Origin of the sequence: Chryseobacterium daecheongense, assembly GCF_003729955.1 — a bacterium.
GTDB classification, from domain to species: domain Bacteria; phylum Bacteroidota; class Bacteroidia; order Flavobacteriales; family Weeksellaceae; genus Chryseobacterium; species Chryseobacterium daecheongense.
In genome coordinates this window covers 201560-218787 of record NZ_RJTX01000004.1, presented here as the reverse complement: position 1 = coordinate 218787, position 17228 = coordinate 201560, and the positions used below count along the sequence as shown (strand labels likewise).

The 17228-nt window shown below is 36.8% G+C and carries 17 protein-coding genes; 10 read left to right on the top strand and 7 right to left on the bottom strand.

Translation table 11 applies throughout. The features are described from left to right. Nucleotides 1-74: 74 nt before the first annotated feature. The 7 genes from rpsL (at nt 75) to EGI05_RS14355 (ending at nt 5854) form a co-directional block, all read left to right on the top strand. Nucleotides 75-488, top strand: coding sequence for a 30S ribosomal protein S12 (gene rpsL, locus EGI05_RS14385; RefSeq protein WP_002983146.1), 414 nt, complete (start codon nt 75-77; stop codon nt 486-488). A gap of 23 nt (nt 489-511) precedes the next feature. Beyond that, on the top strand, nt 512-988 hold the full coding sequence (gene rpsG / locus EGI05_RS14380; RefSeq protein ID WP_002983149.1) for a 30S ribosomal protein S7: 477 nt from the start codon (nt 512-514) through the stop codon (nt 986-988). 6 nt (nt 989-994) lie between these two features. Beyond that, nucleotides 995-3112: an elongation factor G gene (gene fusA, locus EGI05_RS14375; protein ID WP_123263730.1), complete on the top strand. Its 2118-nt coding sequence runs from the start codon at nt 995-997 to the stop codon at nt 3110-3112. A 16-nt stretch (nt 3113-3128) separates the two neighbouring features. Further along, nucleotides 3129-3434, top strand: coding sequence for a 30S ribosomal protein S10 (rpsJ, locus tag EGI05_RS14370; protein WP_002661363.1), 306 nt, complete (start codon nt 3129-3131; stop codon nt 3432-3434). Between the two features lie 150 nt (nt 3435-3584). Further along, nucleotides 3585-4412, top strand: a complete 828-nt coding sequence (locus EGI05_RS14365) for a GLPGLI family protein (RefSeq protein WP_123263729.1) — start codon at nt 3585-3587, stop codon at nt 4410-4412. Between the two features lie 51 nt (nt 4413-4463). Then, the gene (locus EGI05_RS14360) at nt 4464-5288 is read left to right on the top strand and encodes a GLPGLI family protein (protein ID WP_123263728.1); all 825 of its coding nucleotides are present in this window, start codon (nt 4464-4466) and stop codon (nt 5286-5288) included. 68 nt (nt 5289-5356) lie between these two features. Further along, nucleotides 5357-5854: a low affinity iron permease family protein gene (locus tag EGI05_RS14355; RefSeq protein ID WP_123263727.1), complete on the top strand. Its 498-nt coding sequence runs from the start codon at nt 5357-5359 to the stop codon at nt 5852-5854. Nucleotides 5855-5880: 26 nt separating this feature from the next. Here the strand turns inward: EGI05_RS14355 and EGI05_RS14350 are convergent, their stop codons facing one another. From EGI05_RS14350 to EGI05_RS14320, 7 genes are all read right to left on the bottom strand, one after another. After that, nucleotides 5881-8601 (bottom strand): hypothetical protein, encoded by a 2721-nt coding sequence (locus tag EGI05_RS14350; protein WP_123263726.1) that lies wholly within the window; start codon nt 8599-8601, stop codon nt 5881-5883. 24 nt (nt 8602-8625) lie between these two features. Next, entirely contained in the window at nt 8626-9606 is a 981-nt protein-coding gene (locus EGI05_RS14345) for a hypothetical protein (protein WP_123263725.1), read from the bottom strand. Then, the gene (locus EGI05_RS14340) at nt 9606-10019 is read right to left on the bottom strand and encodes a hypothetical protein (RefSeq protein ID WP_123263724.1); all 414 of its coding nucleotides are present in this window, start codon (nt 10017-10019) and stop codon (nt 9606-9608) included. Before EGI05_RS14340 ends, EGI05_RS14345 begins: the two co-directional genes overlap by 1 nt. A 156-nt stretch (nt 10020-10175) precedes the next feature. Beyond that, nucleotides 10176-10976, bottom strand: coding sequence for a hypothetical protein (locus EGI05_RS14335; RefSeq protein ID WP_123263723.1), 801 nt, complete (start codon nt 10974-10976; stop codon nt 10176-10178). A gap of 16 nt (nt 10977-10992) precedes the next feature. Next, the gene (locus EGI05_RS14330) at nt 10993-11745 is read right to left on the bottom strand and encodes an MIP/aquaporin family protein (RefSeq protein ID WP_262694929.1); all 753 of its coding nucleotides are present in this window, start codon (nt 11743-11745) and stop codon (nt 10993-10995) included. Next, the gene (gene glpK, locus EGI05_RS14325; protein ID WP_123263721.1) at nt 11745-13241 is read right to left on the bottom strand and encodes a glycerol kinase GlpK; all 1497 of its coding nucleotides are present in this window, start codon (nt 13239-13241) and stop codon (nt 11745-11747) included. Before glpK ends, EGI05_RS14330 begins: the two co-directional genes overlap by 1 nt. Before the next feature lie 19 nt (nt 13242-13260). Then, nucleotides 13261-14850 (bottom strand): glycerol-3-phosphate dehydrogenase/oxidase, encoded by a 1590-nt coding sequence (locus EGI05_RS14320; RefSeq protein ID WP_123263720.1) that lies wholly within the window; start codon nt 14848-14850, stop codon nt 13261-13263. A gap of 115 nt (nt 14851-14965) precedes the next feature. On the opposite strand from EGI05_RS14320, the gene EGI05_RS14315 reads away from it, so the two are divergent. From EGI05_RS14315 to rplD, 3 genes are all read left to right on the top strand, one after another. Then, nucleotides 14966-15730, top strand: coding sequence for a DeoR/GlpR family DNA-binding transcription regulator (locus tag EGI05_RS14315; protein ID WP_123264374.1), 765 nt, complete (start codon nt 14966-14968; stop codon nt 15728-15730). A gap of 250 nt (nt 15731-15980) precedes the next feature. Then, on the top strand, nt 15981-16607 hold the full coding sequence (rplC, locus tag EGI05_RS14310) for a 50S ribosomal protein L3 (RefSeq protein WP_123263719.1): 627 nt from the start codon (nt 15981-15983) through the stop codon (nt 16605-16607). Then, entirely contained in the window at nt 16598-17227 is a 630-nt protein-coding gene (gene rplD / locus EGI05_RS14305; protein WP_123263718.1) for a 50S ribosomal protein L4, read from the top strand. The genes rplC and rplD overlap by 10 nt, the downstream gene beginning before the upstream one ends. Nucleotide 17228: the final 1 nt, after the last annotated feature.

Below are 17228 nucleotides of genomic sequence, written 5' to 3'. Positions count from 1 at the left end.
TTTAATTTTTGTATAAGTGTTTGTAGATTAAAAAATTATTACTATTTTTGCACCCTAAAATAAAAAGCAATTAAATGCCTACTATTCAACAATTAGTAAGAAAAGGAAGAGCCACGCTTGCCAAGAAGAGCAAATCGGCTGCCCTTGATTCTTGTCCACAAAGACGTGGTGTATGTACGAGAGTATATACTACTACACCTAAGAAACCTAACTCTGCACTAAGAAAAGTTGCAAGGGTAAGACTTTCAAACGGTAAAGAAGTTAACGCCTACATCCCGGGCGAAGGACATAATCTTCAAGAGCACTCGATAGTATTGGTAAGAGGCGGAAGGGTGAAAGACCTACCGGGAGTACGTTACCACATCGTAAGAGGTGCATTAGACACTGCAGGTGTAAATGGAAGAACACAGAGAAGATCGAAGTATGGAGCTAAGAGACCAAAACCAGGTCAAGCTGCAGCTGCACCAGCAAAAGGAAAGAAAAAATAATCATTAAATAAGGTACAGAAACAATGAGAAAGACAAAAGCGAAAAAAAGACCGTTGTTACCAGATCCTAAATTTAATGATCAATTGGTAACTAGATTCGTAAATAACCTAATGCTTGACGGTAAAAAGTCAATCGCATTCAAAATTTTCTATGATGCATTAGATATCGTAGAAACTAAAAAAGGAGATAACGAAAAAACTGCACTTGAAATCTGGAAAGATGCATTAACAAATGTAATGCCTCACGTAGAAGTACGTTCTAGAAGAGTAGGTGGAGCTAACTTCCAAATCCCAATGCCAATCAGAGCTGATAGAAAAATTTCTATGGCAATGAAATGGTTAATCAAATATTCTAAAGCTAGAAATGATAAGTCTATGGCTTTGAAATTAGCTAACGAAGTGGTAGCTGCTTCAAGAGAAGAAGGTGCAGCTTTCAAAAAGAAAACTGATACTCACAAAATGGCGGAAGCTAACAAAGCTTTCTCACACTTTAAATTCTAATTTGTAATGAGTAGAGATCTTAAATTTACAAGAAATATTGGTATTGCTGCTCACATTGATGCAGGGAAAACTACCACTACAGAAAGAATTTTATTCTATACAGGTAAAACTCACAAAATCGGTGAGGTTCACGAAGGTGCTGCAACTATGGACTGGATGGAGCAAGAAGCAGAAAGAGGTATTACTATTACTTCTGCTGCAACAACTTGTTCTTGGAACTTCCCAACTGATCAAGGAAAAAATTTACCTGAAACAAAACCTTACCACTTCAACATCATTGATACACCGGGACACGTTGACTTCACTGTAGAGGTTAACAGATCTCTAAGAGTATTGGATGGATTGGTATTCTTATTCTCTGCAGTAGATGGTGTAGAGCCTCAGTCTGAAACAAACTGGAGACTTGCAGACAACTATAAAGTTGCGAGAATGGGATTCGTAAACAAAATGGACAGACAAGGTGCTGACTTCCTTAACGTTGTAAAGCAAGTTAAAGAAATGTTAGGATCTAATGCAGTTCCAATCGTTTTACCAATCGGTGCTGAAGAAGATTTCAAAGGGGTTGTAGACTTAATTAAGAACAGAGCGATCATCTGGGATGATGCAGGACAAGGAGCTACTTTCGAAGTAGTGCCAATTCCTGAAGACATGAAGGATGAAGTTCTTGAATATAGAGAGAAATTAGTAGAAGCAGTAGCTGATTATGATGAAACTTTGATGGAGAAATTCTTCGAAGATCCAGATTCAATTTCTGAAGATGAAATCAACGAAGCACTTAGAAAAGCTACTATCGATCTTTCTATCATTCCTATGACTTGTGGTTCTTCATTCAAGAACAAAGGAGTTCAGTTCATGCTAGATGCTGTTTGTAAATATCTTCCTTCTCCATTGGATAAGGATAATATCAAAGGAACAGATCCGAACACTGATGCTGAAATCGAAAGAAAGCCAGATGTAAAAGAGCCTTTCTCTGCATTAGCATTCAAGATTGCTACTGACCCATTCGTAGGTAGATTAGCATTCTTCAGAGCTTATTCAGGAAGACTTGATGCTGGTTCTTATGTTCTTAACACAAGATCTGGAAACAAAGAAAGAATTTCTAGAATCTATCAGATGCACGCTAATAAGCAGAATCCGGTTGAATTTATTGAAGCTGGAGATATCGGTGCAGCTGTAGGATTTAAAGATATTAAAACAGGAGATACTTTATCTGATGAAAAGAACCCAATCGTTCTTGAATCTATGATCTTCCCAGATCCGGTAATCGGTATCGCTGTTGAGCCTAAAACTAAAGCTGACCAGGATAAAATGGGTAACGCTCTAGCTAAATTAGCTGAAGAGGATCCAACTTTCCAGGTTAAGACTGATGAGGCTTCTGGACAAACAATCATCTCTGGTATGGGTGAGCTTCACTTGGATATCATCGTAGACCGTATGAGAAGAGAGTTTAAAGTAGAAGTTAACCAAGGTCAACCGCAAGTAGAATACAAAGAAGCTCTTACACAAACTGCTAACCACAGAGAAGTTTATAAAAAGCAATCTGGAGGTAGAGGTAAGTTCGCGGATATCGTATTCGAAATCGGTCCTGCTGAAGAAGGTAAAACAGGTCTTGAATTCGTTAATGAAATTAAAGGTGGTAACATTCCTAAAGAATTTATCCCTTCAGTTGAAAAAGGATTCAAAGAAGCTATGAAGAATGGTCCATTAGCTGGATTCGAAGTTGAAGCGATGAAAGTTACATTGAAAGATGGATCTTATCACCAGGTTGACTCTGACCAATTATCTTTCGAACTTGCTGCGAAGTTAGGTTTCAAAGAATCTGGTAGAGCTGCTAAAGCAGTTATCATGGAACCAATCATGAAACTTGAAGTAGTAACTCCTGAAGAATACATGGGTGATATCGTAGGTGACCTTAACAGAAGAAGAGGTACTGTAAACGGTATGGATGATAGAAACAACGCTAAAGTAATCAAAGCTTTCGTTCCACTATCTGAAATGTTCGGTTATGTAACTTCATTAAGAACTTTATCTTCTGGTAGAGCAACGTCTTCTATGGAATTCGAGAAATATGAAGCGGCTCCGCAGAACATTGCTGAAGAAGTAATCGCTAAAGCAAAAGGTTAATTTAAATTAGATTAAAATGTCACAAAGAATCAGAATAAAACTTAAGTCTTACGATTACAATTTGGTAGATAAATCTGCTGAGAAAATCGTAAAAACGGTAAAGGCTACTGGTGCTGTTGTAAACGGTCCAATTCCATTGCCAACAAACAAGAGAATCTTCACTGTGTTGAGATCTCCACACGTAAACAAAAAAGCAAGAGAACAGTTCCAACTTTCTGCTCATAAGAGATTGATGGATATCTATTCTTCTTCTTCTAAAACGGTGGATGCTCTAATGAAATTAGAGTTACCAAGCGGTGTAGACGTGGAAATTAAAGTGTGATAACGTGCACTTAAGCCGTGATTATATGAATCCGCTCCCTTTAAAGGGAGCGGATTTTTTTATTTTAAAATATTTTCGACATGTATTTTTAATTTTTTACTATTATGTATTGCAAGGTTCTTTTAAATTTGTACATTTGTAAAAAAAGTTATGAGAAAAATTGTATTACTCATGTTGATATTCAGTTTGTCATTGACCGGGCAAACTCATCGTTTTATTTATGATATGGTTTATAAACCAGATTCCACCTCCACCAATGTCCGTAAAACCAATTATTATTTGGATATAAACCCAACCGAAACTTATTATTATGAGAGATCTTATTTCTTAAGTGATTCCATAGAAAAGGCGAATAACATAAAGACTTTTGAAGGAAAGCTTAGTGATTTACTTAGTAAAAATTTAAAAGCAAAAGAATATACGCTTTACAATGTTCAGTTTTTTGAAGTCTATCAGCTGAAAGACAAGCCGGAGATGAAATGGAACATTCAAAAAGAAACAAAAAATATAGAAGGTGTAAAATTACAAAAAGCGACACTACGTTTTGGAGGAAGAAACTGGATCGCTTGGTTTTCAAATGAGTTTCCTTTTCAGGAAGGGCCATATAAATTCCACGGTCTACCAGGAATGATTGTGGAATTGTATGATGATAAAGAGAACTATCACTTCAGCCTTAATAAAACACAAAACTTTAAAGAAACCCAATATGTGAAATTCTTTAAAAATGTTAAGGAGAGAGGAGTTGAAATTCCTTATTCTAAGTATCAGAATCTTCTGATGAGTTATTATAAAAGTCCTTTGAAATTTATCAAAAGTGGTCAGTTGGAGATTGACGAGAACAATAAATTGCAGTTGGAGGATGGAAGAACTATTTATAAGCCGGAAGAACTCAGGCTTTATGAAAAAGAGGAACAACAAAGAATGAAAAAATATAACAATCCAATTGAACTCAACAAGGCCATACATTATCCGGATTGATTGTAATAATGAAGAAATAATAAGCCTACAATTTTAACAACATTATTATTTATGAAAAAACTATTATTCATTATGTTATTGATTAGCTTGTCGCTTACCGCACAAACTAATCGGTTTATTTATGAGCTACAGTTTAAGAGAGATTCAACGCAAAAGCAGTTTGATAAATTAAATTTTGTATTAGATGTAAATCCAAAAGATGTAAAGTTTTACGAATACTATTATCTGGAATCGGACTCTATCAACAAAGCAAAAGGGAATTATGAACACCAGTATGGAGGTGAATTTCCTGCTATAAAAAGAGAAAGGAATTCCTTTAAAAATCAAAATTATGAACTGATTAATTTTGATATATTCAGTTATACAACGGAAGATAGAATCAATTGGAATTTGTCCGGAGAAACCAAAAAAATGGGTGAATATACTTTACAAAAAGCAACAGCACGCTTTGGAGGCAGAAACTGGACTGCGTGGTTTAATAAAGATATCAATATTTCTGAAGGACCATATAAGTTTAATGGCTTACCGGGACTTGTCTTTGAGCTGGAAGATTCAAAAGGTAATTTTATTTTTACTTTGATAAAGAATAAGAAATTAAAAGAAACCTATGATACTACCGGAATTGTAGAAACATTTTATGGCAGAAAGCCTTTGGAAATCTCGGAGAAAATCCGCGAGAAAAAAAAGAAAGAATTCTTTAATGATCCACTAGCAAGCATGCGGAACAATTTTAAGGAAAACATGCAGGGACAAATGTTTGTTATGGGAACCAAAATCACCAATATAGAGCAGTTCAATGAGCTTAGCAAAAAGCTTCAGGATATGCTCCGAAAAACTAATAATCCTATCGAGCTGGATAAAGCTGTAGCATATTAACCATTTATTTATCCAAACTCTGTCTATTTCGGCGGAGTTTTTGATTGATATGTTGTAAACTGATACATATGGCAAAGTCAAAAAAGAATATTTTTGAACGATTTTCAGATTGGGCAACCAAATTTACAGGAAGTCCTCATGCATTTCTCGGGGCTACGGCAATTGTCGTAATATGGGCATTGTCGGGACCCATTTTCAATTATTCGGAAACATGGCAGTTGGTAATCAATACAGGAACAACAATCATTACGTTTTTGATGGTTTTTTTAATTCAAAAAGCCCAAAACAAGGACTCCAAAGCGATACAGATCAAGCTTAATGAGCTGATTGCCTCCCATGAAAAATCCAGCAACAGGATTGTAGATATTGAAGACCTTAATGAGGAGGAGTTGGATCAATTACACACCTATTACGAAAAGCTTTCCGATCTTGCCAAAGAAGACGCGGATATTCATACCTCTCATTCCATAGATGCGGCGGAGAGGAATCATAATTATAAGCATGAGTTCTTTATGAAAAAGCATGAGGAATGGCTACAGAAACAACAAAAAAAGGAATCACATTGATTCCTTTTTTTATTGTTTCCAATTAATTATCGTTTCATAAAGTAGTCAAAATATGAGCAGCTGCCCATTAAGCTCTTTGACGTTTCAGTATCTGCATATTGTGTTTTCAATAGTGCGAAATACGTTCTGAATTTTTGGTTTTTAATATCCTGCATCTGCTTTTCATGAGCTTGATTTTTTTCTGACCACTTGGGATCTGAATAATCGATATTGGCAGGATTTTTTGCCTCATACTGATAATATTTTCCTTGTTCTGCGCTGGCCATCTGGAAAAGTATTCTTGCTTTCTGCTCTCTGTTTGGATTCAGCTGCAGTGCTTTTTTATAATAATTGATTGCCAGATCAAAATTATCCGGCTCTATATAAGAAGTATACAGGAAATTTTTATAATAATACTGATAAGGTGTTTTGTTCTTGGTGCTCCAGAAATCAAATTTCCCACCGTTCGTATTATCTACATCCATTACAAATAAATGTCTGTAATATCCAAGGATGGAAGTATTATACAGTAAATTACCGATCAGCTGGTTTGCTTTTGCCGCTTTTTCATCCTTGCCGTTCGCAATTTTGCTAAGCTGAATGAGCGCATCTGCTAGTTCAAGCTTATTCATATTAGGCTTAATGAAAGGGAATGGAGAGTAATCTTCAGCTTCCATGCTTACGGTATCTGAGCTTTCAAAACTTTCCCACACATTATGTCCAAAGACAAGATTAGAGATATTTCTGAAACCGTTATATTCATTCTGAGCATATTGGTGTGGAACATTAGGCTTTTCACTGGAAACCCAATCATAATTCAATCTTGGGATTCCTACAAAACCTTGTGCCTTTGCATAGTAAGATTTTGCTTTCGCAAAGTCACCCATTCTCATTGCCCGGTCTCCATAAATCACATTGAAAAATGCATCAATATTTCCAACATCATCCATGTTTTTGGCAATGATCTGCTGCTCAAACCGGGTTTTATTTGGTTTTTTATAAAACTCTTCCACACTTTTTACCAGGCTTGAGTTCGGATTATACTGGAGATCAGAAAGCTTATTGCTCATCAGGAACGATTTTCCGTCTTCTCCCTGAAGATAATAGCGGTTGGCCAAAACATCCTTAAGGAAAGAAGCGGTGGAAGGAACAGGACCATAATAATTATTGTAATCAGAATTGATGCTGTCAGTCGCAACTGGTTTTCTTTCAATAAAATATTCAGCATAGTTTTTCATGAGATGATCTTCATATTCCGCTGTGATCTTTGGTTGGGAAACAATATCATTCAGAACTTTCATTCTTTTGATCTCTTCCAGGTATTCGGGATTGTTTGTTTTAATGTCATTCAGAATTTCAGTACTTCCTTCATAATCTTTGCTCAGAAACTTTAAATAAGCATCTGCGATCTGCCAGAATTCATCTTTAGATTTCTCTTTTGTTTTCTCAGTGAATTTAGCCAGATCACCTAAAAAATCGGTGGGCTTATTTTCGGACCAGTAATAACCGGTATTCTGAGTATAAAAAGGAATTCTGTTTGGGTTGTCCAATAATTCGTCATCACTCTGATCAGATTTCTTTTCACCCTCTTTTTTATCAGATTTAGAACCTCCGAAAAGGTTTTTAAAGAACCTCACAATCTTATCCCAAAAAGAAAGTTTCTCTTTTTTTACTTCCTTCACTTCAGTTTGGTCGTTGGGCTTATCAGAATTACTCTTTTGAACAACGGGATTATTAACATCATCTGAAGCATAATAATAAGTTGGAAGATAGCTTCTCTCAAGCTCATTGATACTTCTTGCAGCCATTACCTTCAGAATTTCCGAATCGGGATTGATGTCATACATCTTTTCCATTAAAGGGATCGGATTGGCAAAATCTTCATACCCCAAAAGGAAATAAGCCATGTTTTTTTCCTCATTATTCCCCGCTCTTTTCATGATATTGTTGAAAGAAGCAGTATCTGAAAGCTTCATAGAAACGAATGCGGATTCTTTACGGCTTTTACTGTTCATAAAAACCTGGAAAAAATTCCAGTTAGCATCACTGTTCATCTGCAATCCTCTTTGTGCTCCCGCTAATTGATCAAGAGCCATGAAATAAGGAGCGCCTTTCAACCGGATAGGTTCAACGTAGGTTTTAAAAGCCTGTAAAGCTTTATCGTAATTCCGGGTATAATGATTGAAACGGACGAGCTGATACCCATATCGCTGTTTGATTTCCGGGTTTTTCGCCGCATTATATAAAGACGTTAAGGCAGAGATGGTTTTGTTGTAATCTAAATTGGTGGCATTTTTATCGCTTTCCGCACGGCTGTAATAAAATGAATCCGGGTTTTCAACGAAATTGATTCTCATATAAGGCTCCAGATATTTTGCCTCAATCAGATAATCGATTCCTTCGCGGTATTTTGAGTAGAAACCGGTACCCAGTTTTTTGAGTAATGGATTATTCGGATTTCCTTTCTTCAGATCATTAAGATCGTTCATACTCATTTTATTGACCAGATAATCAGTTTCAGCATAGCTTAATTGATTATTGAAAAACTGTTTCCATGAAGCGATATTTTCATCCGGGATCTGTGAATAATTAAACTCTGTATAAAACCGGGTTGAATAACTATGCAGAAATGGCAGGTAAGATTTATCTTTAATGATCGTCTGCGTAAACAGGTTGAAATAATCATAATCAGGATCTGCCCATGCGCAAGCATCGGATTTTGTATAAAAAAACGATAATACAGCCAGCGAAAGAATGTACTTTTTCATATTAGTTTTGTTTTGGAGGGTGACTTACCACTTTTCAAAGTTGTGGGTCATTACAAATTTACTATCTAATTGATAATATATGATGGTAAAATGAGGTATTTTTTTGTTCAGGAAACCAACGACGTCTTTCAGCTGATTTTCCGTAATTTCTTCTACTTTGATAGTGAAACCTTTGTTCAGATAGTTTCCAAAATAGAAGCCGTCTTTCATAATCACAACTTCATTTTCTGCGATCTTCTTGAATGCGGGATTTTCAAGATCTTTCCTTGATAGTGCATTAATGAGTTTATGCTTTCCCAAATGGTTGGTGACAATTCCCCATGAATAAATCGGAAGCGCAACTTCAATTTTTTTGATGGGATAATCTTCCAGTCTGGAGAGATAGCTTTTCAGGATATTGATGTCCAGAATGGAATTCTTATCTGACGTTTCCAAAGGAGATGAAGTGGAGTAGCACATCAGATACACTTTTTCTACGGGAGGAATTCCGGTCAGATTTTTATCTTTTACCTGGTGAAGACGAAGCGTACAGGTGATCTCCTTTCCGGAAATTTTCTTCAGCTCTTTTAAAAATTGAAAATAGTCATCACGGGTTCCGCCGGTCCAGTCACAGTCAATCTGAATTTCGTTATTAACTTTCAGTCCATATTCTTCAATTTTCTTTTGAATTAATTGATGAACATTTTGAGCAAGAAACCTGATCTCCTCTTTCGAAATTCTCAAAAACGTCTGATTGGTAATAAAAACAGTAGGAACAATCAGTTTATCAGTTCGGAAACTCTGGTCTTTTGAAATCACTGCAACAGGCTGAAATTTTCCAGCCACTTTATCCACATCAAAAAATCTGGTATAGAGATAAGGTGCGCTTGCCTCATCTAAAGCCTTTTTCTCTTCAACATCTAATGAAAGCTTGGTTTTCCAATAATAAAAAGTGTAGGGATGATTTTCTTTTTCAGTACAGGAAATAATCAGTAAAAAAAATAATAAAAGTCTTAATACATTCATTATCTATAGAATGTACTTTCGCAGGTGCAGCTTCCTTTCCCCATTTCAGAAACCGGACAACAGTCTTCGGATTTTTTAATGTTTCCGTTTTCGTCCGTAAGATAAATCTTTTCTTTATCGAATTTCACATAAAAAGTTTCATTGTATGTTTTGAAATGAACTTTCATGACTTTCGAATTATATTTTCCGGCATTGATTTCCTCTTTGGTTTGTGTTCCATCTGCCTGGTTGATCTGGAGGAAACCGAAATAAACATCTCCATTGCTTTTTACTTCAAGATAATAAGCCGGAGTTCCGGAACCGCTTGCTCCCTGTTCAATATTAAAATCTCTTCTGCCTGTGAATGGCGCTCCGGATTGTGCAAAAGACAGGATACTGATGCAAAAAATGAGTAAGCTGAAAATGTTTTTCATATATAAATTTTCTCAAAGTTAAAAATATCCCTCCAAAAAATAAATCGTAGAATTACGGTAATTAATTTATAAAAACTTTATGTTTGAAACACGAAGTTTTAAAATAAAAAAACCATCCTGAAAACAGAATGGTTTACAATATGGTAATTATGTAGTTTAGAATACGGTGGCGGCAAGTTGTATTCTGGCAAACTTGTTAGATGGATTCCACATGGCCATCATGGACACAGGTAAGCTATAATGTTCAGTAATCTTAATAGATTTACTTGCTTTTATTCCTACATTCACAATATCAAAGCTGTTTTCTCCATTTCCATAAAGGAATCTTTTGTCATTAAGGGCGAAACCAGCACCTACAAAAGCATCAAGGTTTACTTTTTTATCTTTAATAACAGGATAACTTGCCTGAACATATGTGGAGTACCTGTTCTTTTTATAGCTTCCGTCCGGTTCAAGAATAACTTCTCCCGCATTAGCTCCGCCATAAAGCATAATATCCGCTTCAATGTTTATTGGAAATGAGGGTCCGAAAGAATAATTCGTTCTTAAATCAATAATATGTGCTGTTCTTCTATTGGAATAATGGAAAATATCATCTGAAGCAATTTCTGTATTAATATTTCTGGAATTAAATAAATCCCATAATCCGATATAAAACCGTCCATCCGAGTACTGAACATAATAATTGATTTCTTTGTAATGGGTTCCGTCTTTATCATCCGTTAAAGCTGAAGCCCCCCAAATCCCGACTTTCCATTTTTTATCTTTATCCAAAGCGTAAGATAGATTTCCCATTACCACCGGCTTATCTGTGATAATTAATCCTCTCCAAAGATGGTTGTTTTGGATGTTTGCTGTAAAGTCCAGTCTGCTTTCATCTTGCTCTTGTGTATTTTCTTGGGCAAAAAGATTCCCTGTGCCTAGTAAAACCAGGCAAAAAAAGATTATTTTTTTCATTGAGTATTTTTTGAGATTAACTTAAGGCTCCGTATAATAATGCTGCAATGGTTGCTCCTAAAATGGGTCCTGCAACAGGAATCCATGCGTAGCTCCAATCACTGCTTCCCTTTACCGGAAGAATGGAGTGCATTATTCTGGGGCCTAAATCACGAGCCGGATTGATGGCATAACCTGTAGTTCCCCCTAAAGACAATCCGATTGCCCAGACCAACAGTGTAACAGGCAACGCTCCCACGGTTCCTAATCCGATTTTAGCGCCCGGATCATTATTGAGTGAAAGACTAGGATCTGCAAAATAGAAAATCACAAATACCAAAACGAAAGTCCCAATGGTTTCGCTGATCAGATTGGAGATTGGCTTTCTGATGGCGGGACCTGTACTGAAACAAGCCAGCTTCGCCCCTTCATCTTCAGTAATGGCAAAATGATCTTTATTGAATAACCAAACTAAGAAGGCACCCAGCATCGCACCGATCATTTGTGCTGCGATATAGGAAGGAACCAAATCCCATGAAAATTTTCCGGCAATGGCCAAACCTAATGTTACCGCAGGGTTCAGATGAGCTCCGCTGACAGGTCCTGCAACGGTTACTCCTACGAAAACTGCCAAAGCCCAGGCTGTGGTGATTACAATCCATCCGGAGTTGTTTCCTTTGGTGCCTTTCAAAACAACATTGGCTACAACACCGTTTCCTAATAGAATCAGAAGCATAGTTCCGATTATTTCTGCTATAAATGGAGTCATATTTGTATTTTTACGAAAGATTAATCTTCTATCCAATTTTGAGAACGTTGAACTGCTTTGTTCCACGTATTGATCATTTTTTCAGCCTTTTCTTTTTCCAGCTGCGGATGGAAATCCTTATCAACAATCCATTGAGACTGGATTTCATCAATGCTTTTCCAGTATCCAACGGCAAGTCCGGCAAGATAAGCTGCTCCTAATGCTGTTGTTTCCAATGTTTTTGGCCTTGTAATTTTGAACCCGAATAAGTCTGACTGGATCTGCATTAAAAGATCACTTGCAGAAGCACCTCCATCCACTCTCAATTCAAAACTTGCTGTTCCGGAATCAGCCTCCATTGCTTTTACGATATCATACACCTGAAATGCTATTCCTTCCAGCGTTGCTCTTGCGATATGTCCATTACTTGTTCCGCGGGTAATCCCTACAATCGTTCCACGGGCATACTGATCCCAGTGAGGAGCCCCTAAACCTGTCAATGCAGGAACAAAATAAACTCCGCCATTATCTTCAACAGATTTTGCTAAATCATTGATTTCTTCTGCGGAACTAATTAATTTCAATCCGTCTCTCAACCATTGGATCGCTGCTCCACCTACGAAAACACTTCCCTCTAAAGCGTAATTCACTTCACCATTAATTTTCCAGGCAACAGTGGTCAATAGGTTATTTTTTGAAGAAACAGCTTCTTTACCTGTATTCATTAAAAGAAAGCATCCTGTTCCGTAGGTGTTTTTTACCATTCCGGGTTTTGTACACATCTGTCCGAATAAGGCGGCTTGTTGGTCACCAGCAATTCCGGCAATCGGAATTTTTGTTGAGAATAGAGTAGTGGCCGTTTCGCCATAGATCTCACTGCTTTGCTTTACTTCAGGAAGAATAGCTCTTGGTATATTGAATAGCTGTAATAGATCATTATCCCAATCCAGAGTATGAATGTTCAAAAGCATGGTTCTGCTTGCATTTGAAACATCGGTGATGAACATTTTTCCGCGGGTAAGTTTCCAGACAAGGAAAGTATCCACTGTTCCAAAGCATAGCTTTCCGGCTTCCGCTTTTTCTCTTGCTCCTTCTACATTGTCCAGGATCCATTTCAGTTTTGTAGCTGAAAAATAGGCGTCCAAAATCAGTCCGGTTTTCTCTTGGATCATTTCGGCATGGCCTTGCTCTTTTAACTCGTCGCAGTATTTGGAAGTTCTTCTGTCCTGCCATACGATTGCATTGTAAACGGGTTCTCCGGTTTCTTTGTCCCACACTATGGTGGTCTCACGTTGGTTGGTAATGCCGATCGCAGCAACTTCTCTTCCTGAAATTCCAGCTTTGGCAATGATTTCTGCGGCTACGGAAATCTGAGACGACCAGATTTCATTAGGATCATGTTCTACCCATCCCGGAGTAGGGTATATCTGTTCAAAACTCTTTTGAGAAATATACTCGATTTCTCCGCTGTGATTGAATAAGATGGCTCTTGACGAAGTCGTACCTTGGTCCAGAGCGAGAATTAACTTTTCACTCATTTCGTGACATTGATTAAGGTTAGATGGATTTTGGAGAATAAGGAGTCAATAAATACCCTTTCGCCAATTCGATAAATTCTCTTTCCTGTTCATTGGCCCATTCTTCGGAATGTCCATTTTCTTTTGCAATGATGGAAGCGATCTTATGTGCACTATCGATCGCTGCTCTTGCATCTAAAAATAATAAACGGACTCTTCTTGCCAGAATGTCTTCAATGGTTTCTGCCATTTCATTCCGGATGGCCCAAACTGCTTCCGCAACTGTGAATGGATGATCAGGATGTATTTTTTCTGAATATTCAGGATTGCTTTCTTGTAATGCTTTAATGGCAGGAATGTCTGAACCGTAAACGTACAAATGGTTGCTTCTATCAACCGTTTCCGGTCTTACATTGCCGTGAATCGAAAGATGCTCTGTTTTAGAAGTCGTCATTCCCAATTGATGAACTTTCATAGCTTCGTTAATAGTGTCTTCCGCCATTTTACGGTAGGTGGTCCATTTTCCACCAATAATGGAGATTAATCCGGTATCGGATGTAATCACCTTATGACTTCTTGAAACTTCTTTTGTGCTTTTGCTTCCGTCTTTTGGAGCAGCAAGAGGTCTAAGTCCTGCAAAAACGGACTTCACATCTTCACGGGTTGGTTTTTTTGCTAAATATTGTCTTGCGGTATTCAAAACGAAACTGATCTCTTCTTCCAGGGCACGAGGTTCGAAACTTTCGTTTTCCAGTAAAGTATCTGTTGTTCCCACTAAAGCTCTGTCATGCCATGGAACTACAAATAGAACCCTTCCGTCAGAAGTTTTAGGAATCATAATGGCATCGTCGCTTTTCAAGAAAGATTTATCTAAAACCAAATGAATCCCCTGGCTCGGAACTACAAATTTTCCATGTTTCGGGTTATTCATATTTAATATGTCATTGGTGAAAACTCCGGTAGCGTTAATGACAACTTTCGCATGAATTTCATATTGCTGTTTAGTGAACTGGTCTTCTGCAATTACGCCTGTTACTTTATTAGAATCATTTTTCAAAAGGTTGATTACTTTTATGTAATTAACAGCGGTTCCTCCTTTTTCAATAATGGTTTGGGTAAGATTGATAGCCAAACGTGCATCATCAAATTGACCATCCTGATAAACGACTCCGCTTGCCAGATTTTTCTGTTCAATAGTCGGAAGCTTTTCAACGGTTTTTGATTTGCTGATGTATTTCGTTTTTCCTAAACTTAATTTTCCAGCCAGGAAATCATAGATTGAAAGTCCTATTTTATAATAAATTCCACCCCACCATGTGTAATTGGGGATAATAAAAGACTGATTCTTTACTACGTGCGCGGCATTTTTAGCTAATAATCCTCTTTCTTTTAAAGCTTCTCTTACTAATCCTATATCACCTTGTGCCAAATATCTTACTCCGCCATGTACCAGTTTTGTGCTTCTGCTGGAAGTTGCTTTCGCAAAATCATGAGATTCCAGCAATAATGTTTTGAATCCTCTGCTTACTGCATCTAATGCTGAACCTAAACCGCTTGCTCCGCCACCGATAACAATAAAGTCCCATTCCTTAACGGTGGTTAATTTGCTGAGTTCTTCATTTCGTTTCATAATATTTCGTTATGTTTCGTTTTCAAATGTATAAATTAAAAACGAAACTAAAAAGAAAATAAATGAAATTTTTCGAATCCAAATAAAATTGGTATTTTTGATGAAACGAAACGGAATGGAAAAATTACTGCCCAGACATAATGATATATTAAAAGAACTGGATGAGAAAGACTATGTTCTTGTGCAGGATTTATGTGAGAAATTTAATGTTTCGTCAGTTACAATCCGAAAGGATCTGAATTATCTAGAAAGTTTAGGCCTTCTTTTCCGAAATCACGGTGGGGCAAGTAAACATGTACGATATGCCTATGAAAGGAATGTTGATGAGAAAGAAAGCATCAATGTAGAGGCGAAACAAAATATTGCTAAAGCTGCTCTTTCTTTAATTCAGGAAAATGATTGTATCATTCTCGCATCCGGAACAACCATGCACTATCTGGCGAGAATGCTTGTGAACTTCGGGCCATTGACTGTTTTAACTTCTTCCTTACGAGTGGCTATTGAATTATGTAATAATCCTCATATTAATATCATACAGTTAGGGGGCGAGGTGAGAAAAAGTTCTACCTCTATTGTAGGTTCTATTTCTGAAACCATTCTGAAGCAATTTTCCTGCAACAAATTATTTCTGGGGGTAGACGGTATCGATATGGATTTCGGGATCAGTACTTCCAATGCGGCGGAGGCCCACTTAAATCAACTCATGATCGAATGTTCAGATAAAGTTGTCATCCTTGCGGATTCGTCCAAATTAAATGTAAAAGGCTTCGGCAAGATTGCCGACCTGGATAAAATCGATTATCTTATCACGGATAATAACATTTTAGAAGAAGATAAAAATAAACTCGAAGAAATTGGAGTGAGTGTAATTGTTAAATAAAAACAATTCATTTTTAAATTTTTCACAATTCAAAAATTTTTTCTCTGAAATTCCACCTGGATTTTTCCAAAATGATCTAATTGATTAAAAATCAAAATATTTTACTGCAAATATTTGTCAGTTATAAAATTATTCATAAATTTGCACACTCATTTTAGGGGCGTAGTATGCCTATATCAAAAGTAGAAATTACTTCAGACCTTCCTAAAATGGTGATAAATAAAGGATAAATTTTATTATAATATAAACAATGTCAGGTATTATTGGTAAAAAAATCGGTATGACATCTTTGTTTAACGAAGAAGGAAAAAACATTCCTTGTACAGTTATTCAGGCTGGTCCATGTCCGGTTTTACAGGTCAGAACCCAAGAGGTTGACGGTTATGTTGCCGTACAGCTGGGTTTCGATGACAAGAGTGAGAAGAACGTTGGTAAAGCGTTAGCTGGTCATTTTAAAAAGGCTGGTTCAACTCCGAAAGCTAAAGTGATGGAATTCAAAAACGAATTCGAGCACGAAGTAAAAGTAGGAGATTTAGTAGAAGTAAACATGTTCGCTGAAGGTGAATATGTAGACGTAACAGGTACTTCTAAAGGTAAAGGCTTCCAGGGTGTTGTTAAAAGACACGGATTTGGAGGTGTAATGCAGGCAACTCATGGTCAGCACAACAGACTTAGAGCTCCAGGTTCTATCGGTGCTGGTTCAGACCCTTCAAGAGTATTCAAAGGGATGAGAATGGCTGGAAGAATGGGAGGTAAGCAGGTAACTGTTCAAAACCTTCAAGTATTAAAAGTGGATCAAGAACAAAATCTTTTAGTAGTAAAAGGTGCTGTTCCGGGAGCTAAAAATTCTTATGTAATTATCAGAAAATGGAACTAGTAGTATTAAATACATCAGGAAAAGAGACCGGAAGAAAAGTAACTCTAGACGAATCAGTATTCGGAATTGAGCCAAATCAGCACGCGGTTTACTTAGAAGTTAAACAGTATCTTGCTGCTCAGAGACAAGGTACTCATAAAGCAAAAGAAAGAAGCGAAATTACTGCTTCTACTAAAAAACTTAAGAAGCAAAAAGGATCTGGTTCTGCTAGATACGGGGATATCAAATCTCCAGTTTTCAGAGGTGGAGGTAGAGTATTCGGACCAAAACCAAGAGACTACAGATTCAAATTGAACAAAGCTCTTAAGAGATTAGCTAAAAAATCTGTTTTATCTCAGAAATTAAGAGACAACAGCATTAAAGTTTTAGAAGATATGAGCTTAAACGCTCCTAAGACTAAAGATTTCATCAATGTATTAAATGCATTGGAACTTAACGGTAAAAAATCTTTATTCGTTCTTCCTGAAGCTAACAAGAATGTATATTTATCTTCAAGAAACTTACCTAAAACTAAAGTAATGAACTTCAACGAGATCAGTTCTTACGATTTAGTAAACGCAGGTGAGATCGTATTCTTCGAAGGTGCAGTTGAAAAATTCCAGGAAAATTTAAAGAAATAAA